Here is a 23,914-nt window from a genome sequence, read left to right as displayed (position 1 = left end):
TTGGAAACCTTGCAAAGGGAGAAACGCGTCCGCAAACGCATTTACGAAGTGCAAAAGGAAGCGCAAGGGACACCCCCGGGGGAGAATTCCACCTTGGGCAAGGGTGCCTTTTGAACCTCTTCGAGGGGAAGACGGCGCACGTCCGGAAGATGGGGAAGCAATTCCGAAATGGCGCGGACGATGTCCGGAATGCGAAGGCCGTAGGGATGCGGAGCCCTTGCGTCATCCGGAGCAGTTGTAGGGGTTTCTGAAGGGAGCGGCCGAAGGCGACGCCGACTTTCTTCCGCGCGTTCGAGGTAGCCCAACGCCGAGGTGAAAAGCGCACGACTTCCCGCGACGTTGCCCGCCTCATAGTGGTAGTAGGCGACGGCCACCTGGATGAGCGCCTGGAGGAGGGGATCCCGTCCTTCCTCGAGCCAAAAGTCCTCCAAAACTTCGTGGGCGTCGAAGTACTCGCCTTTGGCATACAGACAAAAGAATTCCCGGAGGGGTCGGGGAAGCTCGTCCCACAATTCGTTCGGCACCGCGCATTCCTCCCGAGCGGTACTTCACGCGTGTTTACGTGGAGGAGTCGGGGCTATAGGGGCTATATAGGGGCTAAGGAAAAGGTCGGAAGACTGGATCTCAACGCGCGCATGTTCCGGCACGTCTGCGGGATCGTGGGGGAAAGAATCCTTGGAGTCTAGAATATGCCCGGATCGACGAACCCTTCAAGGACGGAGGGTTGCGGCCATCCGCGCGATGCGCGGCGTACGGCTTCTGGGGGTGGCCTCGCTCTCGCTTTAGTCTACATAATATCTCTTATCGGACATTGGAGTGCGGACGCAGGCCCGAAGGAAACGCCAAAGCGCGGCATTCGGTGAACCTGTTTCCCGCACTCGCCGCATCGGAACGACCGTGCTCCTCTGTCTTGGGGTTTACCATACGCAGCAAAAAACCCCTGGGGTTCGCATTGCCGAAACTCCGGCAAACCGATATGCTAGGAACGGTGATCGCCGTGACGCTCGGTGAGTTTGCCCTTCGCATCGGGACGGCCGTGCTCCTCGGCGCGATGATCGGCTTTGAGCGCCAATGGCGCCAGCGCCGCGCCGGACTCCGGACGAATGCCCTCGTCGCCCTCGCATCGGCGACGTTCGTGTCGCTTTCCGAACTCGTACCTGGGGACACGAGCCCGACGCGCATCGCCTCCTACGTCGTGTCGGGCATCGGCTTTCTCGGCGCTGGAGTGATCATGCGCGAAGGCTTCAACGTGCGCGGACTGAATACGGCGGCGACCCTTTGGGCCTCCGCCGCCGTAGGCGTTCTTGCCGGTTGGGGCTTTACGAGCTACGCTGCGCTGGCTGCTGCCTTCGTCGTCCTCACGCACGTGGTGTTGCGTCCCCTGGGCGCCTACATCGACCGTCGTCCGCTCGGAGAAGCCACAGACCTCGACGTCGCCTTCGTGTTGACGGTCGTGTGCCGCGCCAAAGAAGAGTACCGACTGAGACTCAGAATCATCGAAGAACTTGCACGCGAACGCCTGCGCCTTCTCTCCCTTCAGACCATGCCCTACGTCGCGGGGGGAAGTCCCGGTGCGGAACCTTCTCCGCCCCTCGCCTCCCCCGATGAACTCGTGGTCATCGAAGCGGAGATCCGCCACGCCAACGAAGAAGATCGTCGGGCCATGGAGGGCGTCGCCGAACGCATTGCCGCTGACCCGGACGTCCGCCGCGTGCGCTGGTATGCGCGTGAACACGCGCGCGAAGATTGAGCAACACCGGCCGCTCCGGCTTTCCGAGCTCCCTCTTCACAAAATGTCGAGGCCGAGCTTTTGCGACGCCAAGGCGAGGGCGGCTAGGCTTTTGGCGTCCACGAGTTCTCCCCGAAGAACGGCGCGGCGAATTTCTTCCGCGTCGAGATGCTCGACGCGCAAAATCTCGTCGGGATCGTCGGGAGTGACGCCCACGGGATGGACGGCATCGGTAAAGTAGAGGTCGATCCCTTCGCTCAACATGCCGGGCGAGGTGTAGATTTTGCCCAAGTACGTCCACGTCCCGCCGCCGTATCCCGTTTCTTCCCGCAGTTCCCGCACGGCGGTGACCTCCGGCGTTTCCCCTTCTTCCCGCTTTCCCGCCGGGATTTCCAGGAGGTCGCGTTCTACGGGCTTTCGGTACTGCCTCACGAAGAGAAACTTTCCTTCTTCCGTGCGGGCGAGGACCGCAACGGCTCCGGGATGGACGACGATCTCCCGCGTCGAGCGGTGGCCGCGGCAGTTTTCGATTTGGTCCAAGACGACGCGGACGATCTTACCAGCGTACATTTCGCGCCGTTCCAAGGTGATTTCCGGGCACGCGCCTTCGGATGCGGGGTGGACTCCGCCTTCCCCTGCCTCGGCGGTGCGGCTTTTCGCTTCCTCTATCCCCTGTCGCGTCTGTGCTTCGCGTTCGTGCACCGGCCCATCCCCCCTCGGGACGATCCTACCACAGGACGCCGCCTAAGGCGATCGCTCCGGGTTGTTAAGGGCATAGAAAACTCCACTCCTCCGGGTGCCCTCTCGGTAGCCGGCGAAAGGGGAAGCTACCGGCTCCCCCCTCCCCCTTCCGGCGGGTATTGGCGCAGGATGAGGACTTCGACGCGCCGGTTTTTCGCCCTTCCGGCCTCCGTCGCATTGTCGGCCACCGGGCGGAACTCCCCGTAGGCCACGGCGCGCATATGGTGCGGATCGAGGGACGGTCCGTAGGTCAAGAGGGCTTTGAGAAAGTTTACGGCGCGCGCCGCCGAGAGCTCCCAGTTGGAGTAGAAGGGCGGGCGGTTGATCGGGACGTTGTCCGTATGCCCCGCAACGATCACCTCTCGGGGCATCACGCGTTCCAGGAGTTGGGCGACGCGGCGGGCCACCTCCCTCGCCTGAGGCGTAAGCTCGGCGCTGCCCGAAGGAAACAACGCCTTTTCCCCGATGGAGAGGAGGAGCCCTTCCTCCGTAAGCTGCGCGGAAAACTCGCCCTCCAGCCCCGTTTCTTGGGCGAATTTCTCTACTTCGCTCTGGATTCCGCGGAGAAGCCGCTCTTCGGTAAGAATCCGCTCGAGCCGCTCCTTTTCCTCGGGAGAGACCGTTTCTCCGCCCCCTCCTGCGGGCGCTCCCGGCCCCGCATCGGGTTTCCCTCCGTGGGGCGAAGGGGGAAGCGCGGGAGTTTGCGCGGGGGGAAGGACGTGCGTGTTTTGGAGGACGCCCGGCCCGCCTTGCAGGGCAAGGGAAAAGTATTCGCTGAGCGCCGCGAGACGCTTGTTGTCGATCTGGCTTACGGAAAACAAGACGATAAAGAGGGCGAGGAGGAGGGTGAGCAGGTCGGCGTAGGGGATGAGCCAAAGCTCACTCGTAGAGTGTCCGCCGTTTTCCTCACCGCGCGATGCCGGCCGCTTCACCCTCCTTCACCTCCACTCCCCGCCGCTTTGCCGCTTCCTTTTCCCGCTCCCGTGCGGCGCGCACACTCAAGGGCAGAAAGACGACGAGCTTCTCTTCGATGTTCGTCGGCGACATCCCCGCCTGCAGAGACAGGATTCCCTCGAGCATGAGGAGTTTGAGGGCCACCTCGCGCTTGGTGAGGACGTTGAGTTTGTTGGCAAAGGGATGCCAGAGAACGTACCCCGTAAAGATTCCGAGGAAGGTGGCGATGAAGGCGGCGGCAATCGCCGCGCCGAGCTTGCTCGTATCGTCGATATGCGAGAGGGCGGCGATGAGGCCGACGACGGCCCCCAGAACGCCGAGCGTGGGCGCGTAGGTGCCCGCCTGGGAAAAAATCGAGGCGTAGCGGGCGTGCCGCTCTTCCATGGCCTGAATGTCCTGAAGGAGGGCGTCGCGGATGAACTCCATGTCCCGCCCATCGACGACCATTTTGAGCCCGTTTCGGAGGAAGGGGTCTTCGACTTCTTCGACGTGCGCTTCGAGGGCGAGGATGCCTTCGCGCCGGGCGATGATTGCCCACTCCATAAACCGGTCGATGAGCTTGTTTTCGTCGGGGAAACGGACCCCCATGACGACGAAGCGAAGGAGCTGCGGGAGGCGCTTGAGCTCGTCCATGGTGAAGGCGTTGAGCGTAACCGCCACCGTGCCGCCGATGATGATCAAGTAGGCGGCGGGGTTGGAAAAAAGCGCCCCAATGGGGACTCCCTTGAGGATCACCCCGTACCCGATGGCGAAGACGGCGACGATGAGTCCCAGCACGGTGGAAATCTCCACGGCGCCTCCCCCTTTTCCCGTGCCCGTGAGGTGGTGGCGAGGGAACGTCCGAACGGTCCCTCTTTGTTTGAGATCGGCGGGAAGGCCGAAAAGATTTAGCCGCGGGTTTCCTCCGCGCCTTGGTTCCCGCACAGGATACGGTACAATGGTCGTGGGGATCCCTCTCAGGAAGGAGCGTACCGCATTGCCTCGAGAGACAGAGATCGTCTTTCACGCCGGACTGCGGCAAATCGGCGGCACCGTCGTGGAAGTTCGCTACGGAGAAGCCCGCCTCCTCTTCGACTTCGGTTCGGCCTATCGCCCTGCTCAGGCTTTTGCAGAGGCCCAGTTCTTTCCCGACGGCCAAAAGCCTTCTTTGCGCCACCTCCTCCTCCTTCGAAGGCTCCCCACGCTCGACGGCGTGTACCGCAGACAAGACCTCCTTCTGCCCTTGCGTATAGATGGAAGCGGTTACTCGAAGGACGACGCCTCCCCCTCCCCCACACCGTTCGGTCGCGAGGAGAGATCCCCCGTACCCTACGAAGAGTGGAGCGGAGAAACCGCCGTCTTCATTAGCCATTTCCACCTTGACCACACGTCCGGGCTTCCCTGGCTTCATCCCAAGGTACCGGTGTACACGAGCGAGGAATCCCTGCGCGTGTGGAAGGCACTCGCCCTCTCCGGACTTGCCGAAGAAGGGGCCCCGGACGATCACGAAACGGTTGTCCCTATGCCCGAGGAGCGGAACTTTCGCATTGGCGACATCCGCTTTTGGGTACTCTCCGTAGACCACAATGTCCCCGGGGCCTCGGCCCTGTTTCTCGAGACGCCAGACCTTCGGCTCGTCTACAGCGGCGACCTTCGGCTGCACGGAAGCAACCCGCAAAAAACCGCCCGCTTCGTCGCCGAGGCGCGCTCCTTTCGTCCCGACCTCCTACTCCTCGAGGGGACCTCACTTCCGCCGGAACGCGAAGAAGAGGCTCTACGCCGCGCTCCGACCTTCGAAAGCGCACTGGCGAAACGCCTTGCCGACGTTGCAGCGGACGTCCGGGGTCCCGTCCTCGTGCACACGTACGTCCGGGACGCGGAGCGCCTCCTCCTCTACGTAAACCTCGCCAAGACGCTCGGGCGAAAGGCGCTTTTGGGTCCTAAGGCCGCACGGTACCTCTTTGCGCTCACGGGGAGAAGGGACTTCGCCGTACTACGCCTACCGGACGGCGAAGCAGAGGAGGCGAGACTCCTCCCCCTTCCGCGAGAGATCCCCCGTGTCGACTTGGCCGACCTCGTCGCCTCTCCGCAGGAGTTTTTCGTGCACGTTCCCTGCACGTACCCCGCCCTCCCCCTTGATCTGGCGGGGACCGAAGGGGTGTTCTTCCACAGCGACGGGATGCCCTACGGCCCGCACAATCCTGCCTATGGCCCGTGGCGAGAGGCGATCGAGGCGAGCGGCTTCCGCTACGAACTCCTGCACGCAAACGGCCACGCCGTTCCCGACCACCTCTTTCAAATCGTGCGGGCGATCGCACCGAAGCGTCTCGTCCCCGTGCACACCTACAACCCCGAGCGCTACGCAGAAATCTTCCCCCACACCTTCCTGCCCGAACACCGCGTTCCTTACGGTCCGAAGGATATCGTGCCTTGACGGCCGTCTCGGGCGAAGGGGCCTTACTCTGCGCCGTGGGAACGTTGCCGCTTCCGAACCCATTTTCCTACGCGCCGCACATGCGGACAGACGTGTCTTTCGCCTCCGTGACGATTGCCGGAGTTTTTAGGCCTTGGCCGCCGACGCCTTTTACTGGAGAATCTCAGAAACGCGGTAGCCGTCGCCTACCCGCACTACGGTGACGTAGATCTCCGCAAATCGCCCTTCGGAACGTCGGTTTTCGTAGTTCAGCTCGGCGCGCGACTGATCGGGGGAGAACGTATACCCCCTCAGGCGGAGGCACTCCTCCTTGGGGAAGGTGTATTCGAGCTTTCGCCCTTGGACGTCTTGGAAGGCAATCTTTCCTTGAGAAACCTCCACGCCCGGGGCGACGAGCGTGCGCGCGGTGCCGAGATCGCCGCGGGCCATCGCTTCGAACAGGCGATGGACGAGGTCGTCCACCTCGTTTCGCAACTCGTATTCCTTCATCATACGCTCGAGGATCTGCGGGCAGGATCCCCCCTGCTCCCCGCCGTTTCCAGACCTCGGCGTGGGTTGTGCGTTAGGAGCGGGGGATTTGGCCGAAGTGCTCGGAGAAGGGCCGGCGGACTTCCCTTCCTGCCCGGAAGTGCCGCAGCCTCCCAATCCCGACATAAGCCCGGGCAAGAGAATCCCTGTCAAAAAGAGGGTGGCGAAAACGGCCGAACGGCCACGCCGCCGGCGGTTTCTGCTCGCTTCTAAAGCGCTCATTCTCCCGCTTTTCCTCCTTTAATTTCTGGGGTGGTTTCGGGGCTTCCCCATCTTTGGGTGTGGAGTTCGGCCGCTCGACCTTCCCACCCTAAGCTTCCTGGACGGAAGAGCCGGGGCACGCCCTGGGGAAGGTACTCCTGAACGACGAAATGGTCGGGGTAATCGTGGGGGTAGAGGTACCCTTCTCCACGGCCCAGACGTTTTGCGCCGGAGTAGTGGGCGTCGCGAAGGTGCGGTGGAACTTCCGCCGCTCCGTGTTCGCGAATCCACTCGAGGTAGGCGCCTATGGCGCGGTAGCTCGAGTTCGACTTCGGGGCGAGGGCGAGATAGGCGGTGACCTGGGCGAGGGGGATTCTTCCTTCCGGCATGCCGATGCGTTCCACGGCTTCGAAGGCCGCTACCGCGAGGGGGAGCGCGTGGGGGTCGGCGTTCCCGATGTCTTCGCTTGCGGCGATGACGAGGCGCCGGGCGATAAAAAGGGGGTCCTCTCCGGCGTCGAGCATGCGCGCGAGCCAGTACAAGGCTGCGTCGGGATCGGAGCCGCGGATGGATTTGATGAACGCGCTCACGACGTCGTAGTGGGCGTCGCCGTCGGCGTCGTAGCGCACGGCGGACCGTTGGACGGACTCTTCGGCATCCGCCAGGGTAATGCGCACTGTCCCGCCTTCGCCTACGCGGGCGGTAAGGGCGGCGAGCTCCAGAGCGTTCAAAAAGCGCCGCGCATCTCCTCCCGACGTGCGAATGAGGTGCGCAAGGGCGTCCGCGTCGATTTCGACCCCTAGCTTGCCCAGCCCTCGGGGATCGCGCAAGGCGCGTTCCGCGAGCGTCCGCAACGCTTCTTCGGAGAGGGGGCGAAGCTCGAAGACGAGCGACCGAGAGAGAAGCGCGCCGCGCAGGGCAAAAAACGGATTTTCCGTCGTCGCGCCGATGAGGATCAGGCTCCCGTCCTCGAGGAACGGGAGGAGGACGTCCTGTTGCGCCCGCGTCCAGCGGTGGATTTCGTCGACGAAGAGCACCGTGCGCCGTCCGTAGAGGCGGAGTTCTTCGCGGGCGGCGTCGATCTCGCGCCGGAGGTCGGTCACCCCCGCCGTTACCCCGCTCAGCGAAACGAAGCGCGCCTTCGTCTTCGCTGCAATTACCCGGGCGAGCGTCGTCTTTCCCGTGCCGGGGGGGCCGTAGAGGATGAGCGAAGTGAGGCGATCGGCCTCGATCGCCCGCCGGAGGAGTTTCCCCGGGGCGAGGATGTGCTCCTGACCGACGATCTCGTCGAGCGTCTGCGGACGAAGCCGTTCGGCCAAGGGAATGCGCTCCGTTTCGGGTTCGCGAAAGTCGAAGAGGTCCATGGTCTTCACCTTTTCGCCGCTCTCGCCGCGGAAACGCGAGGAAAGCACCATCCAGTTCCTAGGATACGGTACACTTAAAGGAGAAGGCAATTCCGCAGAGGTTCGGGCTTGAAGTGGACGACCCCCCGTGACCCAAATCGAGAGGCGGAGGTGAAGTACGATGCTTTCGCGCGAAAGGATCCGCGAGCTCCTCACGTACCCGGGACGCGACGTCTTGTCCCTCTACCTGGACGTAGATCCAACGCGGCCGGAAAACGCCCGCGCCAACCCCGCATACCGAGTCTGGGCGAAGACGGCGCTGCGCGACCTCGTCCGTTCTTTTGCGGACATCCTCCCGAAGGACGAACACAAGGAGCTCGAAGAGCGAGTCGAACGCCTCATCGAACACGTAGAGCTTCTCCGCCCGACCGGGCGGACGTACGTCCTCTTTCAGGGTCGCGATTGGGAGGAAGAGTGCTCCTGTCAGGCGCGTCTCAGGGAAAACTTCGTCCACTACGGGACTCCTGCCGTCGTCCCCTTACTTTGGCTTCTCGAGGAGTACGCCCGCGCCGGAATCGTCCTCGTCGACCACCAGCAGGCGCGTTTCCTCACCGTGCAACTGGGCCTCACGGAATCCGTAGAGGAGGAGTTTCTCTACATCGACACATCGGAATTCCCCGAATACGACGTGCGCTCGACGCCCATCCTCGAAGCCCACGGGGCGCGCGTCGTAAAGGGGAGCTTCAGCGACGTCTTCGACCGACGTGTCGACGCCCACGTGGAGCGCTTCTGGCGCGATGTCGCGGAAAGGCTGGAGCGGTTCGTCGCCCACGAAGATCCCGTCTTCGTCCTCCTTGGGGGCGAAGAGCGGGCGCGTTCCTTCCTGCTCGACGTCCTGCACCCGAAGACGCGGGAGAAAATCCTCGCGGAAGGCCTGAGCATCGGCGTGGGCGCTCCGGAGCGCGACATCCTCCTCGCTGCCAAGCCCGTCCTCGAACGGGCGGAGAGGGAACACGAGTATCGTCTCGTCGAACAAACCTTGGAGCAGCTCCACAAAAACGGCCGTGCCGACGCCGGGCGGGAAAACGTGCTCAACGCCGTCCGCCTCGGCCGGGCACACACCGTGCTCGCCGCGTGGCCCATCACGGGAAACATACGTGTCTGCCCCACATGCGGCACGTACTTTGACGCCGAGCTCACACAGCTCGCCGCCTGCCCGTACTGCGGGACAGCCCTCATGGAACGTTCCTTTGCCACTTCTTTGCTGCGCGAAGCCTACCTCCACGACACCGAAGTGGAGCTCGTCACGGGACGGGCGGCGGAAAGGCTCGCACCGTACGGCGGCGTAGCCGCCACGCTGCGCTACGCCTAAAACACTCCGAACGCCAAGAGATCGCCCCTTCCGTGCGCCTTCTGCGGGCGCTCCGGAGGAGCTCCGAGCTCCCTTTCTTTCTTTACGTTTTACGTTTTCGAGGCGGCCCAACCCCTCGGCCGGCAAACCGCTACGACCTTTCCCCCGGGAAAATCCCGAAGAGGGCGTCGAGGGAGCGACCCAAGGTTTGGGCCACGACGCGCTTTGCCGTCTCCACCGCCTCTTTGTCGTCGGCGTCGAGCACGCGCGACACCTCTTCCACCTTGCGCGCCACGGTGTAGGTGTCCTCGTCCACGAGGAGGACGGGGACGCCTTTTTCTTCGGCACGCACGAGCACGCGCACGTCGGGCTCGATCCCCCCGCTCAAAATGAGGAGGGACAGGTCCGCCTCCAAGGCAGCGGCGGCGAGGTCGGTGCGATCGCCGCCGGTAATCACCGCGACGTTCGAAAAGCGGCGGAAGTACGCGAGGGCCCGTTCGGGCGTCATCGCGCCTACGAGCACGCGTTCCACGGGACGGTCGAGGGGACCGGTCTCGTATACCTTGCCGCCGAGAACGGAGGCAAAGACGCGCGCCGTAGGGGCGCTGAGCGCTGGCGTGTACGGAACAGAACCGAGGACGGGAATTCCCCTGCGGGCCAAGATCGGCCGGTAGACCTCTTCGATCCGCGCCTCTTCGTGCGGCCGCACGGCGGAAAAGACGATCCCCGCCCAAGGAAGCCCGCGCTCTCGCCCGCGCTCGAGGGTAAAGACGGCCTCGTCTAAGGCATCGTCGCCGTCCTTCGGGCGAACGACGTACGCGAGGTGCGCCCCGAGTCTTTCGCCCAAGACGAGGGAATCGCCGCCGAAGGCCGCCAACCGATACGGCCGCCCTGGACCGTCGGCGAGGAGGACGGCCGATCCGGCATCTCGCCCCAAAGCCTCCACCCGGGCGATCATCTCCTCGACCTTTCGCGCAAACTCTTCGACGTCGCCGGCAAAGGCGTGTACGCCGAGCACGAGGGGAGCAAGCGCCGCAGGCGGTTCGGACAGGCCCAGCACGCGCCCCATGAGAAGGGCGTCGGCGTCCTCCCCTTCGCCGCCGAAGGCGAAGCCGACGGGTTTCAGGTAGCGAACCGCGATCCCCCGCTCCCTCAGGTAGAGGGCCGTGCCCAACAAGAAGGCCGTCTTGCCGCTCCCTGGCCTCCCCAAGACGAGGAGGCGTCGGACGCGGGGAAGTTTTCCTTCCGGCGTCTGCGTCTCAACTTCGTGGTCCATCGCTTTCCGCTCCCCCTTCTGGTTTTCGCGCCCCTGACGGGGACGGGGCGGTCCCTCGCTCCTCGCGGAGCGTGAGCTTGGCGTCGACCACCCACGCCCCGTCCGGAGAGGCGAATACGGGGTTGAGGTCGAGCTCCAGGACATCCGGGAGCTCCCGCAAGAGCTCGGCTACCCGGGCGACGATCCGGTGAAGTGCCGCAAGGTTGGCCGGCGGCTCTCCGCGAAATCCCCGGAGGAGTCGATAGAGGCGGGTTTCACGGAAGATCTCCTCCACGTCGCGTTCCGTGAGCGGCTCGACGAGTCGGTAGGCGACGTCTTCGAGGAGGTTGACGAATACTCCGCCCATGCCGGCTACGAGAAGCGGGCCGAACGTGGGATCGCGCATTCCGCCTACGAACACCTCGTGGCCGCGGACAAGCATCTTTTGCACCTCGACGCCGTAGAGGAAGGCGTCGGGGACGTGTGCTGCCGCCGCGTCCACGATCTCGCGAAAGGCCCTCTGCACCGCACCTGCGTCAGCCAGTCCGAGGCGTACACCGCCAATGTCCGATTTGTGGAGGATGTCCGGCGAGGCGATTTTGAGCGCCACGGGGTACCCGAACTCCTCGGCGATCGCCGCCGCCTCTCGGGCCGTGCGCGCGAGGCGCGTAGGCGCTACGGGAATTCCGAAGGCGGCGAGAACTTCGAGCACCTCGCTCGAGAGGAGGACGCGGCGTCCTTCCGCGCGCACGCGGGCAAAGACCTCCTCCGCCCGACGGACGTCCCCCTCCCCCAAAAGTCGGTGGCGGTGAGGGGAATCCCAGAGCGTCGGCGTTTGCGAACGCGTGCGCAATTCCCCGTAGGCGACGAGGCGGGCCCACGCTTCCGCCGCGGCTTCGGGAAAGGCGTAGACAGGAATCCGCGCCTCCCGCAAACGGCGCACCCCCGCCTCCATGGCCTCTCCGCCCATGAAGGCGGCGGTGAGGGGGAGGTCGAAACGCGCGGCGGTTTCCGCGAGGACCTGGGCGGTCTTCTCCGGCTCGGCCGTCGCCGTCGGACAGACGATCGCCAGGATGCCGTCCGTCTCCGGATCGCGGGCGAGGACCTCCGCCGCCCGTGCGTAGCGATCCGCACGGGCGTCCCCCAGGACGTCTACGGGATTGAGGGCGCTCGCCTCCGGCGGCAACGTCTCGCGCAGTTCGCGGATCGTATCTCGGGAAAGGGAGGAAAGCTCCAGCCCGCGCGCCGCAAGGGCGTCGCTCGCCAGGATGCCCCCGCCGCCCGCGTTCGTGAGTACGGCCACCTTTTTCCCCCTGGGGTATCGCGGAGACAAAAAGGCCCACGCTGCAGCAAAGAGCTCCTCCAGGGAATTCACCCGCAGGACCCCGCTTTGGCGGAAGGCTGCCTCGTAGGCGCGATCGGAACCCGCAAGCGCCCCTGTGTGCGAGGCGGCGGCGCGGGCGCCCGCGTCGCTTCGGCCGCTCTTGAGGACGACGACGGGCTTTTCCCGCACGGCCCGGCGGGCCGCCTCGAGGAACCGCCTCCCGTCCCGAACGTCTTCGAGGTAGAGGAGGATCACCCGCGTGTTCGGGTCTTCCGCAAGCGCCGCCAGGGCGTCGGATTCGTCCACGTCGGTCTTGTTTCCGAGGCTCAGAAAGCGCGAAAAGCCCATGCCCTCCTTGCGCGCCCAGTCGTGGATCGCGAGGAGGAGGGCCCCGCTCTGGGAGACGAAGGCCACTTCCCCGCGGTTGGGGAAGCCTTCGGCAAACGTCGCGTTAAGCGGCGTGTGGGTGTCCACGACCCCTACGACGTTGGGCCCGAGTAGGCGCATGGAATGGCGCCGAACGACCTTCAAGAGGGCCGCCTCGCGGCGCGCCCCCTCGGGTCCCGTCTCGCGAAAGCCGGCGCTCAGAACGACGAGCCCCCGCACCCCCACGCGCCCCGCCTCTTCGGCTACGTCCACAACGGCGGGTGCAGGTACGGCTACGACGGCGAGATCGATCGGCCCTTCCGCCGCGGCCTCGGAGAGGCTTTGGGCCACGGGAAGGCCGCGGATTTCGCCGCCCTTTGGGTTCACGGGTACGATCCGGCCGGTGTAGCCGCTCTCCTGAAGGTTCCGTACGACGATGTGCCCGATCTTTCCGGGGACGTGCGACGCGCCGACTACGGCCACAGCTTGCGGCCGAAAGAACACGTCGAGCGCGGGCGTCCCGCGTTCCCGAACGGCGTTTCCCGTACGTTCCATTGCCAGGCTCCCTTCCCCACCCCGTCGTGCGCTCGGGAGGTTCTTTCTCCGTTCGCCCTCTGCGAAGGTCTCGCCTTCGCCCGCGTACGTGCGCCTGTTCACCGGCGCGGGTGCCCGGTGCGACTCGCTTCCTAACGGTCGGGGGCGGCTCTCTTCTCCCGGCTGAATGAGTGAGCGACGAACGCCGGGTAGCGGCTCACTTCCCCCAGTCGTCGAGCGAGCGAAAGGTATACCCTTGCGCGCGTACCTCGTCGATGATCCGAGGCAGACCTTCTGCGTTGTCGCGGGACACGCTGTGGAGGAGGATTACGGCTCCCGGGTGCAGTTGCTCGAGGACCTGGCGCACGGCGTAGTCGCCTCCGTGTACGACCTTCGTGTCCCAATCCTTGTACGCGATCGACCAAAAGACCGTGGTCATGCCGAGGTCGCGCGCCGTCGCCAGCGTCTTTTCGTCGAAGATCCCGCGAGGAGGACGGAAGTACCGAATTTCCGCTTCCGGCACGATCTCGCGTACGGCGGCGTTCAGCTTTTCCAGATCCGCGCGGATTTCCGCCGCGCTCATGCGGCTCATGTCCGGGTGGTGGTAGGAGTGGTTTCCGACGATGTGCCCCTCCCGAACCATGCGGCGGACGAGCTCGGGTTGCGACTTCACGTAGTGCCCCGTGACGAAGAAGGCGGCCGGAACGCCCTTTTCCCGCAGGACGTCGAGGATCCGGGCTGTGTACCCGTTTTCGTACCCGTTGTCGAAGGTGAGGTAGACGACCTTTTTCCCGGACGGATCGTAGAAGCGCGCACCGAAGCGTTCCACGAGCTCCCGAAAACCTTCTTCGTCGATGGAAGGCGGATTTCCTCCCTTTGCCTTTTTAAACCCCCAGCTGAAGGTTTCGATTCCCGGATCGCCAGCCTCGCTTGTTTCGGAGGAAAGCGCGTAGCCCGTTTTTCCCGGAGATACCCAAGCAAGGGCAAAGGCGAAGAAAAGAGCGGCGAGTACGCCCGCACAGGCCCTGCGTCCGGCCTTCCCCCGCCCCGCGTACACGTACTCCCTCACCCAAGTCCCCTCCTTTCGGGTATGCGTCGACCACCCATACGTTCTCCCAAAGGAAGGGCCTCCATTCCGGGAAATCCGTGATGCCGGCCGGCGCGGAAAGCGCTCAACACGAAAAACGGGCGGCACGCACGTGCCGCCCGTAGGTTCGGTTCCCCCGAAAGGAGCTTACGTCAGCGGTCTTGGGCCCGAAAGCCGCGCACCTGACCGTTTCCCCGGACGACGTACTTGTAGGACACGAGCTCGCGCGGCCCCACCGGTCCGCGGGCGTGGAGCTTTTGCGTCGAGATCCCCATTTCTGCGCCGAAGCCGAACTCCCCGCCGTCCGTGAAGCGCGTCGAGGCGTTGTGGTACACCGCCGCGGCGTCTACGGCCGCAAGGAAGGCTTCCGCCGTTTCCCGGTCCTCGGCGACGATCGCCTCCGAGTGTCCCGTCCCGTAGCGGGCGATGTGGGCCAGCGCCTCGTCGAGACCTCCGACCACGCGCACGGCGAGGATGAGGTCGAGGTACTCCGTCTCCCAGTCCTCCTCCGTCGCCTCGCGCACAGGAATACCGTGCGCCCTCAAAATGCGCACGCTCTCCGGGCACCCCCTGAGTTCGACGCCCGCGTCGACAAGGGCTCGTCCGGCCTCGGGAAGCCACGCCTCGGCGATCTCCCGATGGACGAGAAGCGTCTCCAAGGCGTTGCACACGGCGGGGCGATCCGTCTTGGCGTCGACGACGATCCGCGTGGCCTTGGCGAAGTCTGCCGACCGGTCCACGAAAAGGTGGTTATTCCCCACGCCGGTCTCGAGCGTGGGAACTTGCGCGGTGCGCACGACGTACTGGATGAGTCCGTGACCGCCGCGGGGGATGGCCAGGTCCACAAGCCCTCGGGCGGTAAGCACCACTTCGACGAGCTCGCGATCCGTCCAAGGGACGACGACGGCGGTCTTTTCCGGAAGTCCCGCCGCGCGCAGGCCCTTTTGCAGGCTTGCGGCGATGGCGGCGTTGGAGTGGTGTGCCTCCCGTCCTCCCCGCAGGACGACGGCACTGCCGCTCTTTATGGCCAATCCCGCCGCATCGGCGGTGACGTTGGGGCGCGACTCGTAGATGATGGCGATTACGCCGAGCGGCACGGGGACACGTTCGATGAGGAGGCCGTTCGGCCGCGTCCACATTTCCCCGCGCGGGGCGAGCGGGTCGGGCAGGTCGACGAGGGCGCGAAGCCCGTCGGCCATGGCACGAATGCGTCCGGGGTTGAGGGTGAGCCGCTCCTTGCGCGGTGCGTCGAGACCCGTCTCCTCTGCGAGCCGCAAATCTTCGGCGTTTGCCGCGAGGATCTCGTCTCGGTCGGCTTCCAGGGCGTCCGCCATGGCGGCGAGGGCGCGTTGCCGCGTGGCGTGGTCGGCCCGGGCGAGGACCGCGGACGTGGCCTTGACTTCCCGGAGAAGCGCGAGAAGCGCCTCTCGCTTTTCCTCCAGGGAGGGTTCGGCTTCTCCGAATGCGGAGCGGTCCATGGCTTCTTCCTCCTTCGTCGAGGTATATGTCGTTATGCGTCAGGGGAGGTCTGGGCAACCCCTTCGACGAGGACGAGTTCGTCGCGGTGTACGACCTCCGGCAGGCGGGCGACGCTCTGCCCCGATGCCTTTCTCTGGAGGAGGCGGCGGAGTTCTTCGCTCGCGTAGCGGGCGAGCCCCTTGGCCACGGGAAGACCGTTTTCGCCGACGACGAGGACTACGTCCCCTTCCTCGAACGTGCCTTCGACGCGACGAACCCCGGGCACGAGAAGGCTCTTCTTTCCACGCACGAGCGCCTCCACCGCGCCGTCGTCGACGACGATCGTGCCGCTCGGGCGGGCGACCGCCTGCAGCCACCGCTTCTTCCCGCGCGGAGCCGGCCTGCGGTGAAAGAGCGTTCCGACAGTCTCCCCCGCGAGAAAGCGGCCGAGTCGCCCTTCGCCTGCGCGCAAAATGACGAGGTCGACCCCCATGCTCGTAGCGATGCGCGCCGCCTCGAGCTTTGTCCGCATACCTCCCGTCCCGACGACGGTCCCCGCTCCTTCCGCGAGCGCCCAGATTTCCGGCGTGAGTTCGCGTACCTCCGAGATCAGGCGCGCGTCCGGGTACAGGCGGGGATTTTTGTCGTACAGGCCCTCCACGTCCGTGAGGAGGGCGACGAGGTCGGCGGTGATGGCGCCGGCGAGCGCGGCGGCGAGCGTGTCGTTGTCGCCAACGCGGATTTCCTCGACGGCCACGGAATCGTTCTCGTTGACGATGGGGAGAATCCGATGCCGGAGAAGCGTCTCCAAGGTGTTGGACAGGTGGACGTAACGCCGCCGGTCGTCGAGGTCGTCGCGCGTGAGCAGGATCTGCCCTACGGCGAGGCCGCGTTCCGCAAAGCATTCCGCGTAGGCCTTCATGAGCAGCGTCTGACCGACGGCGGCCGCCGCTTGTTTCTCCGGGAGCGTGAGGAGGTCGCGCCGCCAGCCGAGACGGAAAGCGCCGAGGGCGATCGCCCCCGAAGAGACGAGGATCACCTCGTGCCCGCCGTGTACGGCGTCGGCGACGTCCGCCACCACCTGTTCGAATTTCTCGTACCGGAGTTCCCCCCGCTCGTCCGTAAGGCTGTGCGTTCCCACCTTGACCACGATGCGCCGGTACGCTCGGCCAAGCTCCTTGCCCACGCGTCGTCTTCCTCCTACGTACCCCTGGGTGCGAGGCGTCTCTTCCCGCGCACTTTCTCCCAATGTAGCGCTTCGCCGAAGGCGCGTCAACGGTCGCCGGATGCGGAAACGCGTGCCTCTCGCCCACACCTGAGGTATCATGAACACAGGAATTCGCCACCAATTTCCGCGTTCGGGCAACGAAGGTACGGCGTTTCGACGCGCGAAAACCCTCGCCTTTCCGGACGCAAGGGGGATCCCGAGGTGGACATATTTTTTAGCTTCTTTTGGCTGTTTTTCCTCCTCACCGCCCTCCTCCCCATGCTTCACCAACGGCGAATCGAGCTCCAGCGGACGGAACTCATGCGCAGGCTCGAAAAGAAACGCCACTCGCGCGTGATCACCCTCATCCACCGCCAAGAAGCCCTGAGCTTTTTGGGGATCCCGATTACCCGCTACATCGACATCGAAGACTCCGAACAGGTGCTTCGGGCGATACGCCTTACCCCGCCCGACATGCCCATCGACCTCATCCTCCACACCCCGGGCGGCCTCGTCCTCGCCGCCGAACAGATCGCCTACGCCCTTGCGAAGCACCCCGCCAAGGTCACCGTCTTCGTCCCACACTACGCGATGTCCGGCGGCACGCTCATCGCCCTCGCTGCCGACGAGATCGTGATGGACGAAAACGCAGTCCTCGGGCCGGTCGACCCGCAACTCGGAGAATACCCCGCGGCGAGCATCCTCAAGGTAATCGAAGCCAAGCCTCTGGAAAGCATCGACGACCGCACGCTCATCCTCGCGGACGTAGCGCAAAAGGCCCTGCGTCAGGTCCGGACGAGCTTGTACGAACTCCTGCGGCGCAAGATGCCGGAGGAAAAGGCCGAGGTCCTCGCCCGACTCTTGAGCGAAGGGCGGTGGACGCACGACTATCCGATCGGCGTCGAAGAGCTACGGTCCCTAGGGTTTGACATCCACACGGACCTCCCACCGGAGATCTACCGCCTCATGGAGCTCTACCCCCAGCCCGCAGGACGCCGACCTTCTGTCCAATACATCCCCCTTCCTTACGAAAAGCCGTACGAGCGCCCGAAGCCGCCCCGCTGAGTCGGCGAGCTCGGGCGGATTCTCCCCGCACGCCCGCGCATATACCTGAGACGAGCCGAGACCATGCGAGCGTCGTGCGTGCGGGGGGACTGCGGTGAAGGAAGCCGCGTTCTTTTTCTTGAGCGTGCTCACCGAGGTCGACAACGCCCTCGTCCTTCTCGCCTTTTTCCGCCGCTACTTTCCCCTACGCCTCCCCGCCCTCCTTGTGGCGGTCCTCGGATTTTCCCTACTAAGGACCGCCTACGGGTGGGCGTTTTCGTTTGCCCTCACGCTTCCGTACGTGCCCCTCGCCGCAGGGCTCCTCGCCTGGATTCTCGCGGGGAACCTGCTCTTCGCCCGGGAGGAACGTTCGGAACTCTCCTTCGTCCGGCGGATCCTCAAGGCGCTCGTCACCCTCGTCGCCCTAGACTTCGTACTCGGGATCGACCAGATCCTCGTCGCCCAAGCCTTTGCCGTAGAGGGGTGGACCTTTTTTGCCGTCACAGCGACGAGCCTCGGCCTCACCCTCTTCCTCGTTCGCCTCTTCCCGCGGGAATTCGCCGCGTCTCCGTGGATTTCGCGACTTGCCGCCTTCTTCCTCTGGCTTGCCGGCGCCAAACTCCTCCGCCACGGAATGGCCGCCTTTGCGCCTGCGGAAATTCCTTCCTTCTGCACGCCGCCGGTAGGAACCCTCCTCGGTTTCGGGGTATATTTGCTTTTGGTTGCGCTTTCTTCCCTGCGCCGACGCGGCAGGACACCCTGACGTTGCGGGAAAGGAGACGGAGCACATGTCGCACCCCACGGTTTTCCGCCGCAAGTCGATCGAATGGGCAAAATCCCTTGCAGAGGAAGAAGGACACCGCCTTCGGCGCGAACTCGGACCCGTACCCCTCTTTTTCTACACGATCGGGGCCGTGATCGGGGCGGGGATCTTCGTGCTTCCCGGGACGGTGGCCGCCCACGATGCGGGGCCGGCTGTACCGTTCTCCTTTCTCATCGGGGGCATCGTCACGCTCGCCGTCGCCCTCATGTACGTCGAATTCGCCTCCCTGGTGCCCGTGGCCGGAAGCGCCTACACGTACACGTACGTGAGCCTTGGGGAGATCTTCGCCTGGATCGTCGGCTGGGACCTCATCTTCGAGTTCACGGTGATCGTCGCCACCGTGGCGGTGGGCTGGAGCGGCTACGTGAACTCCCTGTTTCACGCCATGGGCTTCCCCTTGGGTGAGGCGCTCACGCACAACCCCTTCGAGGGCGGCGTAGCCAACCTCCTCGCGGCCCTGGGCGTTTCTTTCGTCGCCGCGATCTCGCTTCGGGGGATCCGCCTCGTCGGTCAGGTGAGCGAAGGACTCACGTGGCTCAAGCTCCTCGCCATCCTCACCTTCCTCGGCGTGGGGATCGCCCACGTTCGCCCGGAAAACTGGCACCCCTTCCTCCCGTTCGGCTGGGAAGGCGTGCTTCGCGGGGCGGCCCTGACCTTCTTCGCCTACACGGGCTTTGACGGCGTGACGGCGGTGCTCGAGGAGGTCAAAAATCCCGAACGCACGATCCCCCGCGTCCTCCTTTCGGCCATCCTGACCATCGTCGCCTTGTACGTCGGAGTCGCCGCCGTGCTCACCGGCGTCGTTCCCTTTACGCACCTGGACGTCCCCAACCCCGTAGCCTTTGCCTTCCGGGAAATGGGGCTCCCTGTGGGAGAAGGGCTCATCGCCCTGGCGATCCTTTTCGGCCTCCTCGCCACGATGCTCGCCAACGGGACGAACGGAAGCCGCATCCTCTTTGCCATGGGCCGTGACGGGCTCTTGCCGGAACTTCTGGGCCGCGTGCATCCGACGACGCGAACCCCGTACGTCGCCGAAAGCTTCGTCTTCGGGACGGCGGCCTTGCTCGCCACGTTTTTCCCCGTACACACCCTCGCAGAACTCGCAAACATCGGCGGGCTTTCCGCCTTCTTCCTCACGACGCTCAGCGTCCTCGTCCTCCGCGTGACGCGCCCCGATGCCGTGCGCCCCTTCCGCGTCCCGGCCGTTTGGCTCGTCGGCCTCGTCGGCCTTGCGGGAACGGCGACGCTCATCGCGAGCCTTCCATGGGTGACGTTCGTGCGTTTCGGGGTATGGCTCCTCATCGGCCTCGTCGTCTACGCCGCGTACGGCTTTCGCCACGCCCGTGCGGGCTAGGCGCTCCCCTCCCCTCTGTCGGCGAAAATGTCTTCTACAGCCGACCAGACGTCATCCGAGAGCCGGACATCGAGCGCCCCGAGGTTTTCCTCGAGCTGCTCCGGACGGCTCGCCCCGACAAGGGCGCTCGTTACCTCCGGCCGGCGAAGGACCCAGGCCAGGGCAAGCTGCGAAGGGGTTACCCCCGCGTCGCGCGCGAGCGCTGCAAAGCGCTCCACTCGGCGGAGGGTGTCGTCGTCGAGGTAGCGCTCCATGACGCCCCGCATTCGGGGATCGGCGGCACGGGAAGACGAGGGCGGCGCTTGCCCCGGACGGTACTTCCCCGTAAGGACGCCTTGGGCCAGAGGCGAGTAGACGACCACACCTAGGCCGTGTGCGCGTGCGTAGGGCAGTACGTCGCCTTCGATCTCGCGGTTCAAAAGGTTGTATTCGGGTTGGTCTACTGCGATCGGGTGGAGCAGGAGCTTTTCGGCGAGCTCGCGTGCGGCTCGCATCTGCTCTACGCTCCACATGCTCACCCCGATGTAGAGCACCTTTCCCGCGCGCACGAGATCGTCGAAGGCACGGAGCGTCTCCTCGAGGTCGGTATCAGGGTCGAAACGGTGGGCGTAGTAGATGTCCACGTACTCGAGGCCGAGGCGGCGAAGGCTTGCGTCGATCGCCTCAACTATGTGCTTACGCGAAAGCCCCCGCTCCGTGACCGTATCCCCCATGGGCCAATACACTTTGGTCGCGAGTACGTACGTCTCCCGGGGAAACGCGCGGAGTGCGTCGCCTACGATGCTCTCCGCCTCGCCCCGAGCGTACACGTCCGCCGTATCGAAGTGGTTTACGCCGAGCTCGTACGCCCGCCGAATCGTGCGAATCGCCGTCTCGCGATCCGTCTTGCTCCCGTAGGTAAACCAGCTGCCGAGACCCAGCGCGCTTAACTTTAGACCGCTCTTTCCCATGCGGCGGTACTCCAAACCCTCTCGCCCCCCCCCACGGAAGTCTTGTGTGGATCGTTCGGCCTTCCGCCCTCTCGGTATTCTGCCGGCGGAAGTCCGCCGAAAGTCTCCGAGACGGCAGGTGGCCTCCGCTTTCCATTGTCCGCATTTCTTCGTGGAAAAGTCCAGCCGTAAAGGCAAGGCGGCGGGCGATCCGTACCTGCCCGCCGCCTTTTCACATTCCGAATTCGCCTCCGCCGCGGAACCGCCGCGCCGTCTCCGGGACCTCAGGAGCTTCGGCGGACCGCACCGCACTTCAGTTCCCGTAGCGCACCTGCGCCGGCACCACGGCCCCTTGGTACTTCTTTTCGATGTATTCCTTGACCGCCGGCGAGAGAAGTACCTCGGCGAGCTTTTGAATCCTCGGGTCGTCCTTGGACTCCGGACGCACGGCCAAGACGTTCACGTACGGAGAGGACGAGTCTTCGAGGAAGATCGCGTCCTTGAGCGGGTTGAGTCCCGCCTGAAGGGCGAAGTTCGTGTTGATGAGGGCGAGGTCTACCTTCGGATCGTCGAGCGCCTTGGGAAGCATCGCCGCGTCCATCTGAAAGAATTTGAGGTTCTTGGGGTTCTCCACGATGTCGGTGAGCTGGGCCTTCGGCCCGACGCCTTCCTTGAGCTTGATGAGCCCCTGCCGCTCGAGGAGAAGGAGCATGCGACCGACGTTCGTCGGATCGTTCGTGATGGCTACGGTGGCGTTGTTCGGGAGGTCTTGGACGCTCTTGTAAGGCTTCCCCTTGGCCACGTAGCCCCCCATGGGCTCGATGTGGACGCCTACGAGGGGGACGAGGTTATACCCCTTTTCCCGATTCGTCTGCTCGAGGAAGGGAAGGTGCTGGAAGTAGTTCGCGTCGAGCTCCTTTTCGTAGAGCTTTTCGTTGGGCTGGATGTAATCTTGGAAGATCACGACCTTGAGGTCGATGCCTTGCTTGGCCAGCTCCGGCTTGACGACGTCGTTGAGGATCTCCGCGTGCGGGACCGCCGTCGCCCCCACGGTGAGCGTCTTCGACGAAGACGTACCCCCTCCGCCACCGCAGGCGGCAACGCCGAAGAGGAGTACCGCCACCGCGAGCGCGATTCCGAGGACGTGCTTCTTCACCCAAACCCCCTCCTTGTTTCGTGACGAGTTTCGAGTTTGCGCGGTTTCCGCCGCATCCCCGCATCTTCGGCGGGCGCCCCGATCCGCACCAAGACGCAGGCAGGCGAAACCTTGCAGTATATGGAGACCCCGCACAGAGGCGGCGGGATTCCCAACCCCGGCAAAGAGAACGACTTCCCAACGCGACCGAAGGCGCTTACCTTCGGTCGACAGCGCGGACGAAGCGGTCGCCGAGCATTTGCACGACCTGCACGATGAGGACGAGGATCACGGTGGTGACGAAGAGGGTGTCCGTCTGGAAGGAGTTGTAGCCGTAGTTCCAGGCCATCGCCCCGAGTCCGCCACCGGCTACGAGTCCCGCCATCGCGGAAAAGCTCACGAGCGCTACCGCCGTTACCGTCACCCCGGAAAGAATCCCCGGGAGGCTTTCGGGAATGAGGACGCGGGTCACGATGGCGAAGTCCGTTGCCCCCATCGCCTTAGCGGCCTCGATCACCCCGCGGTCCACCTCGCGCATCGCACCTTCCGCGAGCCGGGCGAAGAACGGGGCGGTACCCAAGGTGAGGGAGATCACCGCCGCATTCGTCCCGAAGCTCGTTCCGATGAGGAAGCGCGAGAGGGGGATCGTCCAGAGGATGAGGACGATGTACGGAACGGAGCGAAAGACGTTGACCACCACACCCAAGGCGTGGTAGAGCACCGCGTTCGGGCGGAGATGGCCGGGGCTCGTGACGAGGAGGACGACGCCCAAAGGAAGTCCGATGAGAACAGCGAGGAGGAGCGAAAGCCCGACCATGTAGAGGGTCTCAACGGTGGCCTGAACGATGAGCGGCCAATTCTGGCTCACGTGGGGAAACGGCAAGGCGGTTCACCTCCTCTCGTGGGGTGGCCTGAAGTTCCCGGACGTCGAGGACTTCCACCCCGACTCCTTCCCGTTCCAGAAAGTCGCGGGCGCGGGCGATCTCCTCTTCCCTCCCGATCCATTCCGTGTAGAGCACCCCGTACGACCCGCGCTTGAGGCGGCGGACCTGACCTTGAAGGATGTTCACCTCGAGGTCGAAGTTCCGAAGGAGCGCGGAGAGGAGGGGACGGTTGGCGCTCTCTCCAACGAACACGAGGCGGACGACGGGACCGCGCAAGGCGTTCGGATCTATGGCGGCGAGCGCCCCGCCTTCGATGCCTTCCCGAAGAAGCGCCCGCGTTACGGGGGAGCGCGGCCGCGCGAACACCTCCGCCACCTCTCCTACCTCCTGGATCACCCCGTGGTCGAGGACGGCGACGCGGTCGGCGACCTTTTCGATCACGGACATCTCGTGCGTGATGAGGACAATCGTGAGCCCGAAGCGCGCGTTGATTTCCTTGAGGAGCTCGAGGATCGCGTCCGTCGTGTTCGGATCGAGGGCGCTCGTCGCCTCGTCCGAGAGGAGGACATCCGGAGCGTTGGCGAGCGCCCGGGCGATTCCCACGCGCTGCTTTTGCCCGCCGGAGAGCTGCGAGGGATAGCGGTCGCGGTGCTCTGCAAGTCCTACGAGTTCCAAAAGCTCGAGGACGCGTTCGCGCGCCTTCGCCCGCGGCCAACCCGCGATTTCGAGGGGGAAAGCCACGTTTCCAAAGACCGTCCGCGACCAGAGGAGGTTGAAGTGCTGGAAGATCATGCCGATCTTCATCCGCCGACGGCGGAGCTCTTCCTCGCTCAATCGAGTCATTTCGACGCCATCTACCCACACCTCGCCCCGCGTGGGGCGTTCGAGCAAGTTGATGAGCCGGATGAGCGTGCTCTTCCCTGCCCCGCTGTGGCCGATGATGCCGAAGATTTCGCCGCGGGGAATTTCCAGGTTTATGTCCTTTAACGCCTCCACCCGAACGCCCCCGGGGAGCGTGTACGTCTTGGACACGTCTACGAGGCGGATCACGCCGTACACCTCCTTTCGCACACATGGAGAAGAGCAGAAAAAGGCCCCTTTCTGGGATCAGAAAGGGGCCTTTGCAGGCTTCCCCGAACCTTATCTCCCAGAACTTTGCCGTCCTGCGGGAATTGGCACCGTGCCGCCGCCTTCACGCGGCCGGTTGCCGGGCTTCATCGGGCCCGTCCCTCCGCCACTCTGGATAAGGTCGGA

Annotated in this window: 20 protein-coding genes, 1 pseudogene and 1 riboswitch; of the genes and pseudogenes, 6 read left to right on the top strand and 15 right to left on the bottom strand. The window is 64.8% G+C overall.

Translation table 11 applies throughout. From position 1 onward, the window contains the following. Nucleotides 1-41: 41 nt before the first annotated feature. Nucleotides 42-524, bottom strand: coding sequence for a DUF309 domain-containing protein (locus tag C7438_RS01790; protein WP_211322014.1), 483 nt, complete (start codon nucleotides 522-524; stop codon nucleotides 42-44). A 464-nt stretch (nucleotides 525-988) separates the two neighbouring features. On the opposite strand from C7438_RS01790, the gene C7438_RS01785 reads away from it, so the two are divergent. Next, nucleotides 989-1,750, top strand: a complete 762-nt coding sequence (locus C7438_RS01785; RefSeq protein ID WP_211322013.1) for an MgtC/SapB family protein — start codon at nucleotides 989-991, stop codon at nucleotides 1,748-1,750. A gap of 36 nt (nucleotides 1,751-1,786) precedes the next feature. Here C7438_RS01785 and C7438_RS01780 read toward each other — a convergent pair whose 3' ends face one another. From C7438_RS01780 to motA, 3 genes are all read right to left on the bottom strand, one after another. Further along, the gene (locus C7438_RS01780) at nucleotides 1,787-2,431 is read right to left on the bottom strand and encodes an NUDIX hydrolase (protein WP_211322012.1); all 645 of its coding nucleotides are present in this window, start codon (nucleotides 2,429-2,431) and stop codon (nucleotides 1,787-1,789) included. Between the two features lie 125 nt (nucleotides 2,432-2,556). Beyond that, nucleotides 2,557-3,402: a flagellar motor protein MotB gene (locus C7438_RS01775; RefSeq protein ID WP_121443625.1), complete on the bottom strand. Its 846-nt coding sequence runs from the start codon at nucleotides 3,400-3,402 to the stop codon at nucleotides 2,557-2,559. After that, the gene (gene motA / locus C7438_RS01770; protein WP_121443624.1) at nucleotides 3,377-4,216 is read right to left on the bottom strand and encodes a flagellar motor stator protein MotA; all 840 of its coding nucleotides are present in this window, start codon (nucleotides 4,214-4,216) and stop codon (nucleotides 3,377-3,379) included. The genes C7438_RS01775 and motA overlap by 26 nt, the downstream gene beginning before the upstream one ends. Nucleotides 4,217-4,400: 184 nt before the next feature. Here motA and C7438_RS01765 point away from each other — a divergent pair, with 184 nt between their 5' ends. Next, entirely contained in the window at nucleotides 4,401-5,837 is a 1,437-nt protein-coding gene (locus C7438_RS01765) for an MBL fold metallo-hydrolase (RefSeq protein ID WP_170143475.1), read from the top strand. Between the two features lie 150 nt (nucleotides 5,838-5,987). Here C7438_RS01765 and C7438_RS08980 read toward each other — a convergent pair whose 3' ends face one another. Together C7438_RS08980 and C7438_RS01755 are read right to left on the bottom strand one after the other, a co-directional pair. Further along, a complete protein-coding gene (locus C7438_RS08980) occupies nucleotides 5,988-6,587 on the bottom strand; it encodes a nuclear transport factor 2-like protein (RefSeq protein WP_147401959.1) in 600 nt (199 codons plus the stop codon). Next, nucleotides 6,584-7,930, bottom strand: a complete 1,347-nt coding sequence (locus tag C7438_RS01755) for a replication-associated recombination protein A (RefSeq protein WP_121443621.1) — start codon at nucleotides 7,928-7,930, stop codon at nucleotides 6,584-6,586. Before C7438_RS01755 ends, C7438_RS08980 begins: the two co-directional genes overlap by 4 nt. 160 nt (nucleotides 7,931-8,090) lie before the next feature. On the opposite strand from C7438_RS01755, the gene C7438_RS01750 reads away from it, so the two are divergent. Beyond that, on the top strand, nucleotides 8,091-9,281 hold the full coding sequence (locus C7438_RS01750; RefSeq protein ID WP_121443620.1) for a VLRF1 family aeRF1-type release factor: 1,191 nt from the start codon (nucleotides 8,091-8,093) through the stop codon (nucleotides 9,279-9,281). A 130-nt stretch (nucleotides 9,282-9,411) separates the two neighbouring features. Here the strand turns inward: C7438_RS01750 and C7438_RS01745 are convergent, their stop codons facing one another. The 5 genes from C7438_RS01745 to proB all read right to left on the bottom strand — a co-directional run bounded on the left by C7438_RS01745 (nucleotide 9,412) and on the right by proB (nucleotide 16,470). Continuing rightward, nucleotides 9,412-10,536 (bottom strand): DRTGG domain-containing protein, encoded by a 1,125-nt coding sequence (locus tag C7438_RS01745; RefSeq protein ID WP_121443619.1) that lies wholly within the window; start codon nucleotides 10,534-10,536, stop codon nucleotides 9,412-9,414. Then, complete coding sequence (locus tag C7438_RS01740; RefSeq protein WP_434963941.1) at nucleotides 10,520-12,688, bottom strand: acetate--CoA ligase family protein; 2,169 nt, start codon at nucleotides 12,686-12,688, stop codon at nucleotides 10,520-10,522. Before C7438_RS01740 ends, C7438_RS01745 begins: the two co-directional genes overlap by 17 nt. A gap of 268 nt (nucleotides 12,689-12,956) precedes the next feature. Further along, the gene (gene pdaA / locus C7438_RS01735; protein WP_211322011.1) at nucleotides 12,957-13,808 is read right to left on the bottom strand and encodes a delta-lactam-biosynthetic de-N-acetylase; all 852 of its coding nucleotides are present in this window, start codon (nucleotides 13,806-13,808) and stop codon (nucleotides 12,957-12,959) included. 170 nt (nucleotides 13,809-13,978) lie between these two features. Next, nucleotides 13,979-15,304 (bottom strand): glutamate-5-semialdehyde dehydrogenase, encoded by a 1,326-nt coding sequence (locus tag C7438_RS01730; protein ID WP_121443618.1) that lies wholly within the window; start codon nucleotides 15,302-15,304, stop codon nucleotides 13,979-13,981. Nucleotides 15,305-15,336: 32 nt separating this feature from the next. Then, nucleotides 15,337-16,470, bottom strand: a complete 1,134-nt coding sequence (proB, locus tag C7438_RS01725; RefSeq protein WP_121443617.1) for a glutamate 5-kinase — start codon at nucleotides 16,468-16,470, stop codon at nucleotides 15,337-15,339. Between the two features lie 243 nt (nucleotides 16,471-16,713). On the opposite strand from proB, the gene C7438_RS01720 reads away from it, so the two are divergent. From C7438_RS01720 to C7438_RS01710, 3 genes are all read left to right on the top strand, one after another. Continuing rightward, entirely contained in the window at nucleotides 16,714-17,556 is an 843-nt protein-coding gene (locus C7438_RS01720) for an SDH family Clp fold serine proteinase (RefSeq protein WP_121443616.1), read from the top strand. Between the two features lie 94 nt (nucleotides 17,557-17,650). Further along, nucleotides 17,651-18,298 (top strand): TerC family protein, encoded by a 648-nt coding sequence (locus tag C7438_RS01715; RefSeq protein WP_121443615.1) that lies wholly within the window; start codon nucleotides 17,651-17,653, stop codon nucleotides 18,296-18,298. Nucleotides 18,299-18,323: 25 nt separating this feature from the next. Beyond that, nucleotides 18,324-19,712 (top strand): amino acid permease, encoded by a 1,389-nt coding sequence (locus C7438_RS01710; RefSeq protein WP_121443614.1) that lies wholly within the window; start codon nucleotides 18,324-18,326, stop codon nucleotides 19,710-19,712. On the opposite strand, the gene C7438_RS01705 is transcribed toward C7438_RS01710, so the two are convergent. From C7438_RS01705 to C7438_RS01690, 4 genes and pseudogenes are all read right to left on the bottom strand, one after another. Further along, complete coding sequence (locus C7438_RS01705) at nucleotides 19,709-20,677, bottom strand: aldo/keto reductase family protein (RefSeq protein WP_121443613.1); 969 nt, start codon at nucleotides 20,675-20,677, stop codon at nucleotides 19,709-19,711. The genes C7438_RS01710 and C7438_RS01705 overlap by 4 nt on opposite strands. A gap of 277 nt (nucleotides 20,678-20,954) precedes the next feature. After that, nucleotides 20,955-21,797 carry a MetQ/NlpA family ABC transporter substrate-binding protein gene (locus C7438_RS01700; RefSeq protein ID WP_121443612.1) on the bottom strand — a complete coding sequence of 281 codons (843 nt, stop codon included), beginning with the start codon at nucleotides 21,795-21,797 and terminating at the stop codon, nucleotides 20,955-20,957. Between the two features lie 196 nt (nucleotides 21,798-21,993). Beyond that, nucleotides 21,994-22,659 (bottom strand): methionine ABC transporter permease, encoded by a 666-nt coding sequence (locus tag C7438_RS01695; RefSeq protein WP_121444036.1) that lies wholly within the window; start codon nucleotides 22,657-22,659, stop codon nucleotides 21,994-21,996. Between the two features lie 37 nt (nucleotides 22,660-22,696). After that, nucleotides 22,697-23,710: pseudogene (locus C7438_RS01690) on the bottom strand (methionine ABC transporter ATP-binding protein); the annotation flags it as partial. Nucleotides 23,711-23,797: 87 nt separating this feature from the next. Continuing rightward, a riboswitch (SAM riboswitch) is annotated at nucleotides 23,798-23,910 on the bottom strand. Nucleotides 23,911-23,914: the final 4 nt, after the last annotated feature.

It is taken from the genome of Brockia lithotrophica, assembly GCF_003633725.1.
In the GTDB taxonomy this organism is placed as follows: domain Bacteria; phylum Bacillota; class Bacilli; order Thermicanales; family DSM-22653; genus Brockia; species Brockia lithotrophica.
Note: the sequence above shows the minus strand (reverse complement) of the source record. Positions and strands in the feature narration are given on the sequence as shown.

Excerpts from the sequence above, each read along its gene's own strand:
- C7438_RS01745 (WP_121443619.1), bottom strand. The coding sequence starts at position 10,536 with ATGGACCACGAAGTTGAGACGCAGACGCCGGAAGGAAAACTTCCCCGC.
- C7438_RS01730 (WP_121443618.1), bottom strand. The coding sequence starts at position 15,304 with ATGGACCGCTCCGCATTCGGAGAAGCCGAACCCTCCCTGGAGGAAAAG.
- C7438_RS01755 (WP_121443621.1), bottom strand. The coding sequence starts at position 7,930 with ATGGACCTCTTCGACTTTCGCGAACCCGAAACGGAGCGCATTCCCTTG.
- C7438_RS01710 (WP_121443614.1), top strand. The coding sequence starts at position 18,324 with ATGTCGCACCCCACGGTTTTCCGCCGCAAGTCGATCGAATGGGCAAAA.
- C7438_RS08980 (WP_147401959.1), bottom strand. The coding sequence starts at position 6,587 with ATGAGCGCTTTAGAAGCGAGCAGAAACCGCCGGCGGCGTGGCCGTTCG.
- C7438_RS01750 (WP_121443620.1), top strand. The coding sequence starts at position 8,091 with ATGCTTTCGCGCGAAAGGATCCGCGAGCTCCTCACGTACCCGGGACGC.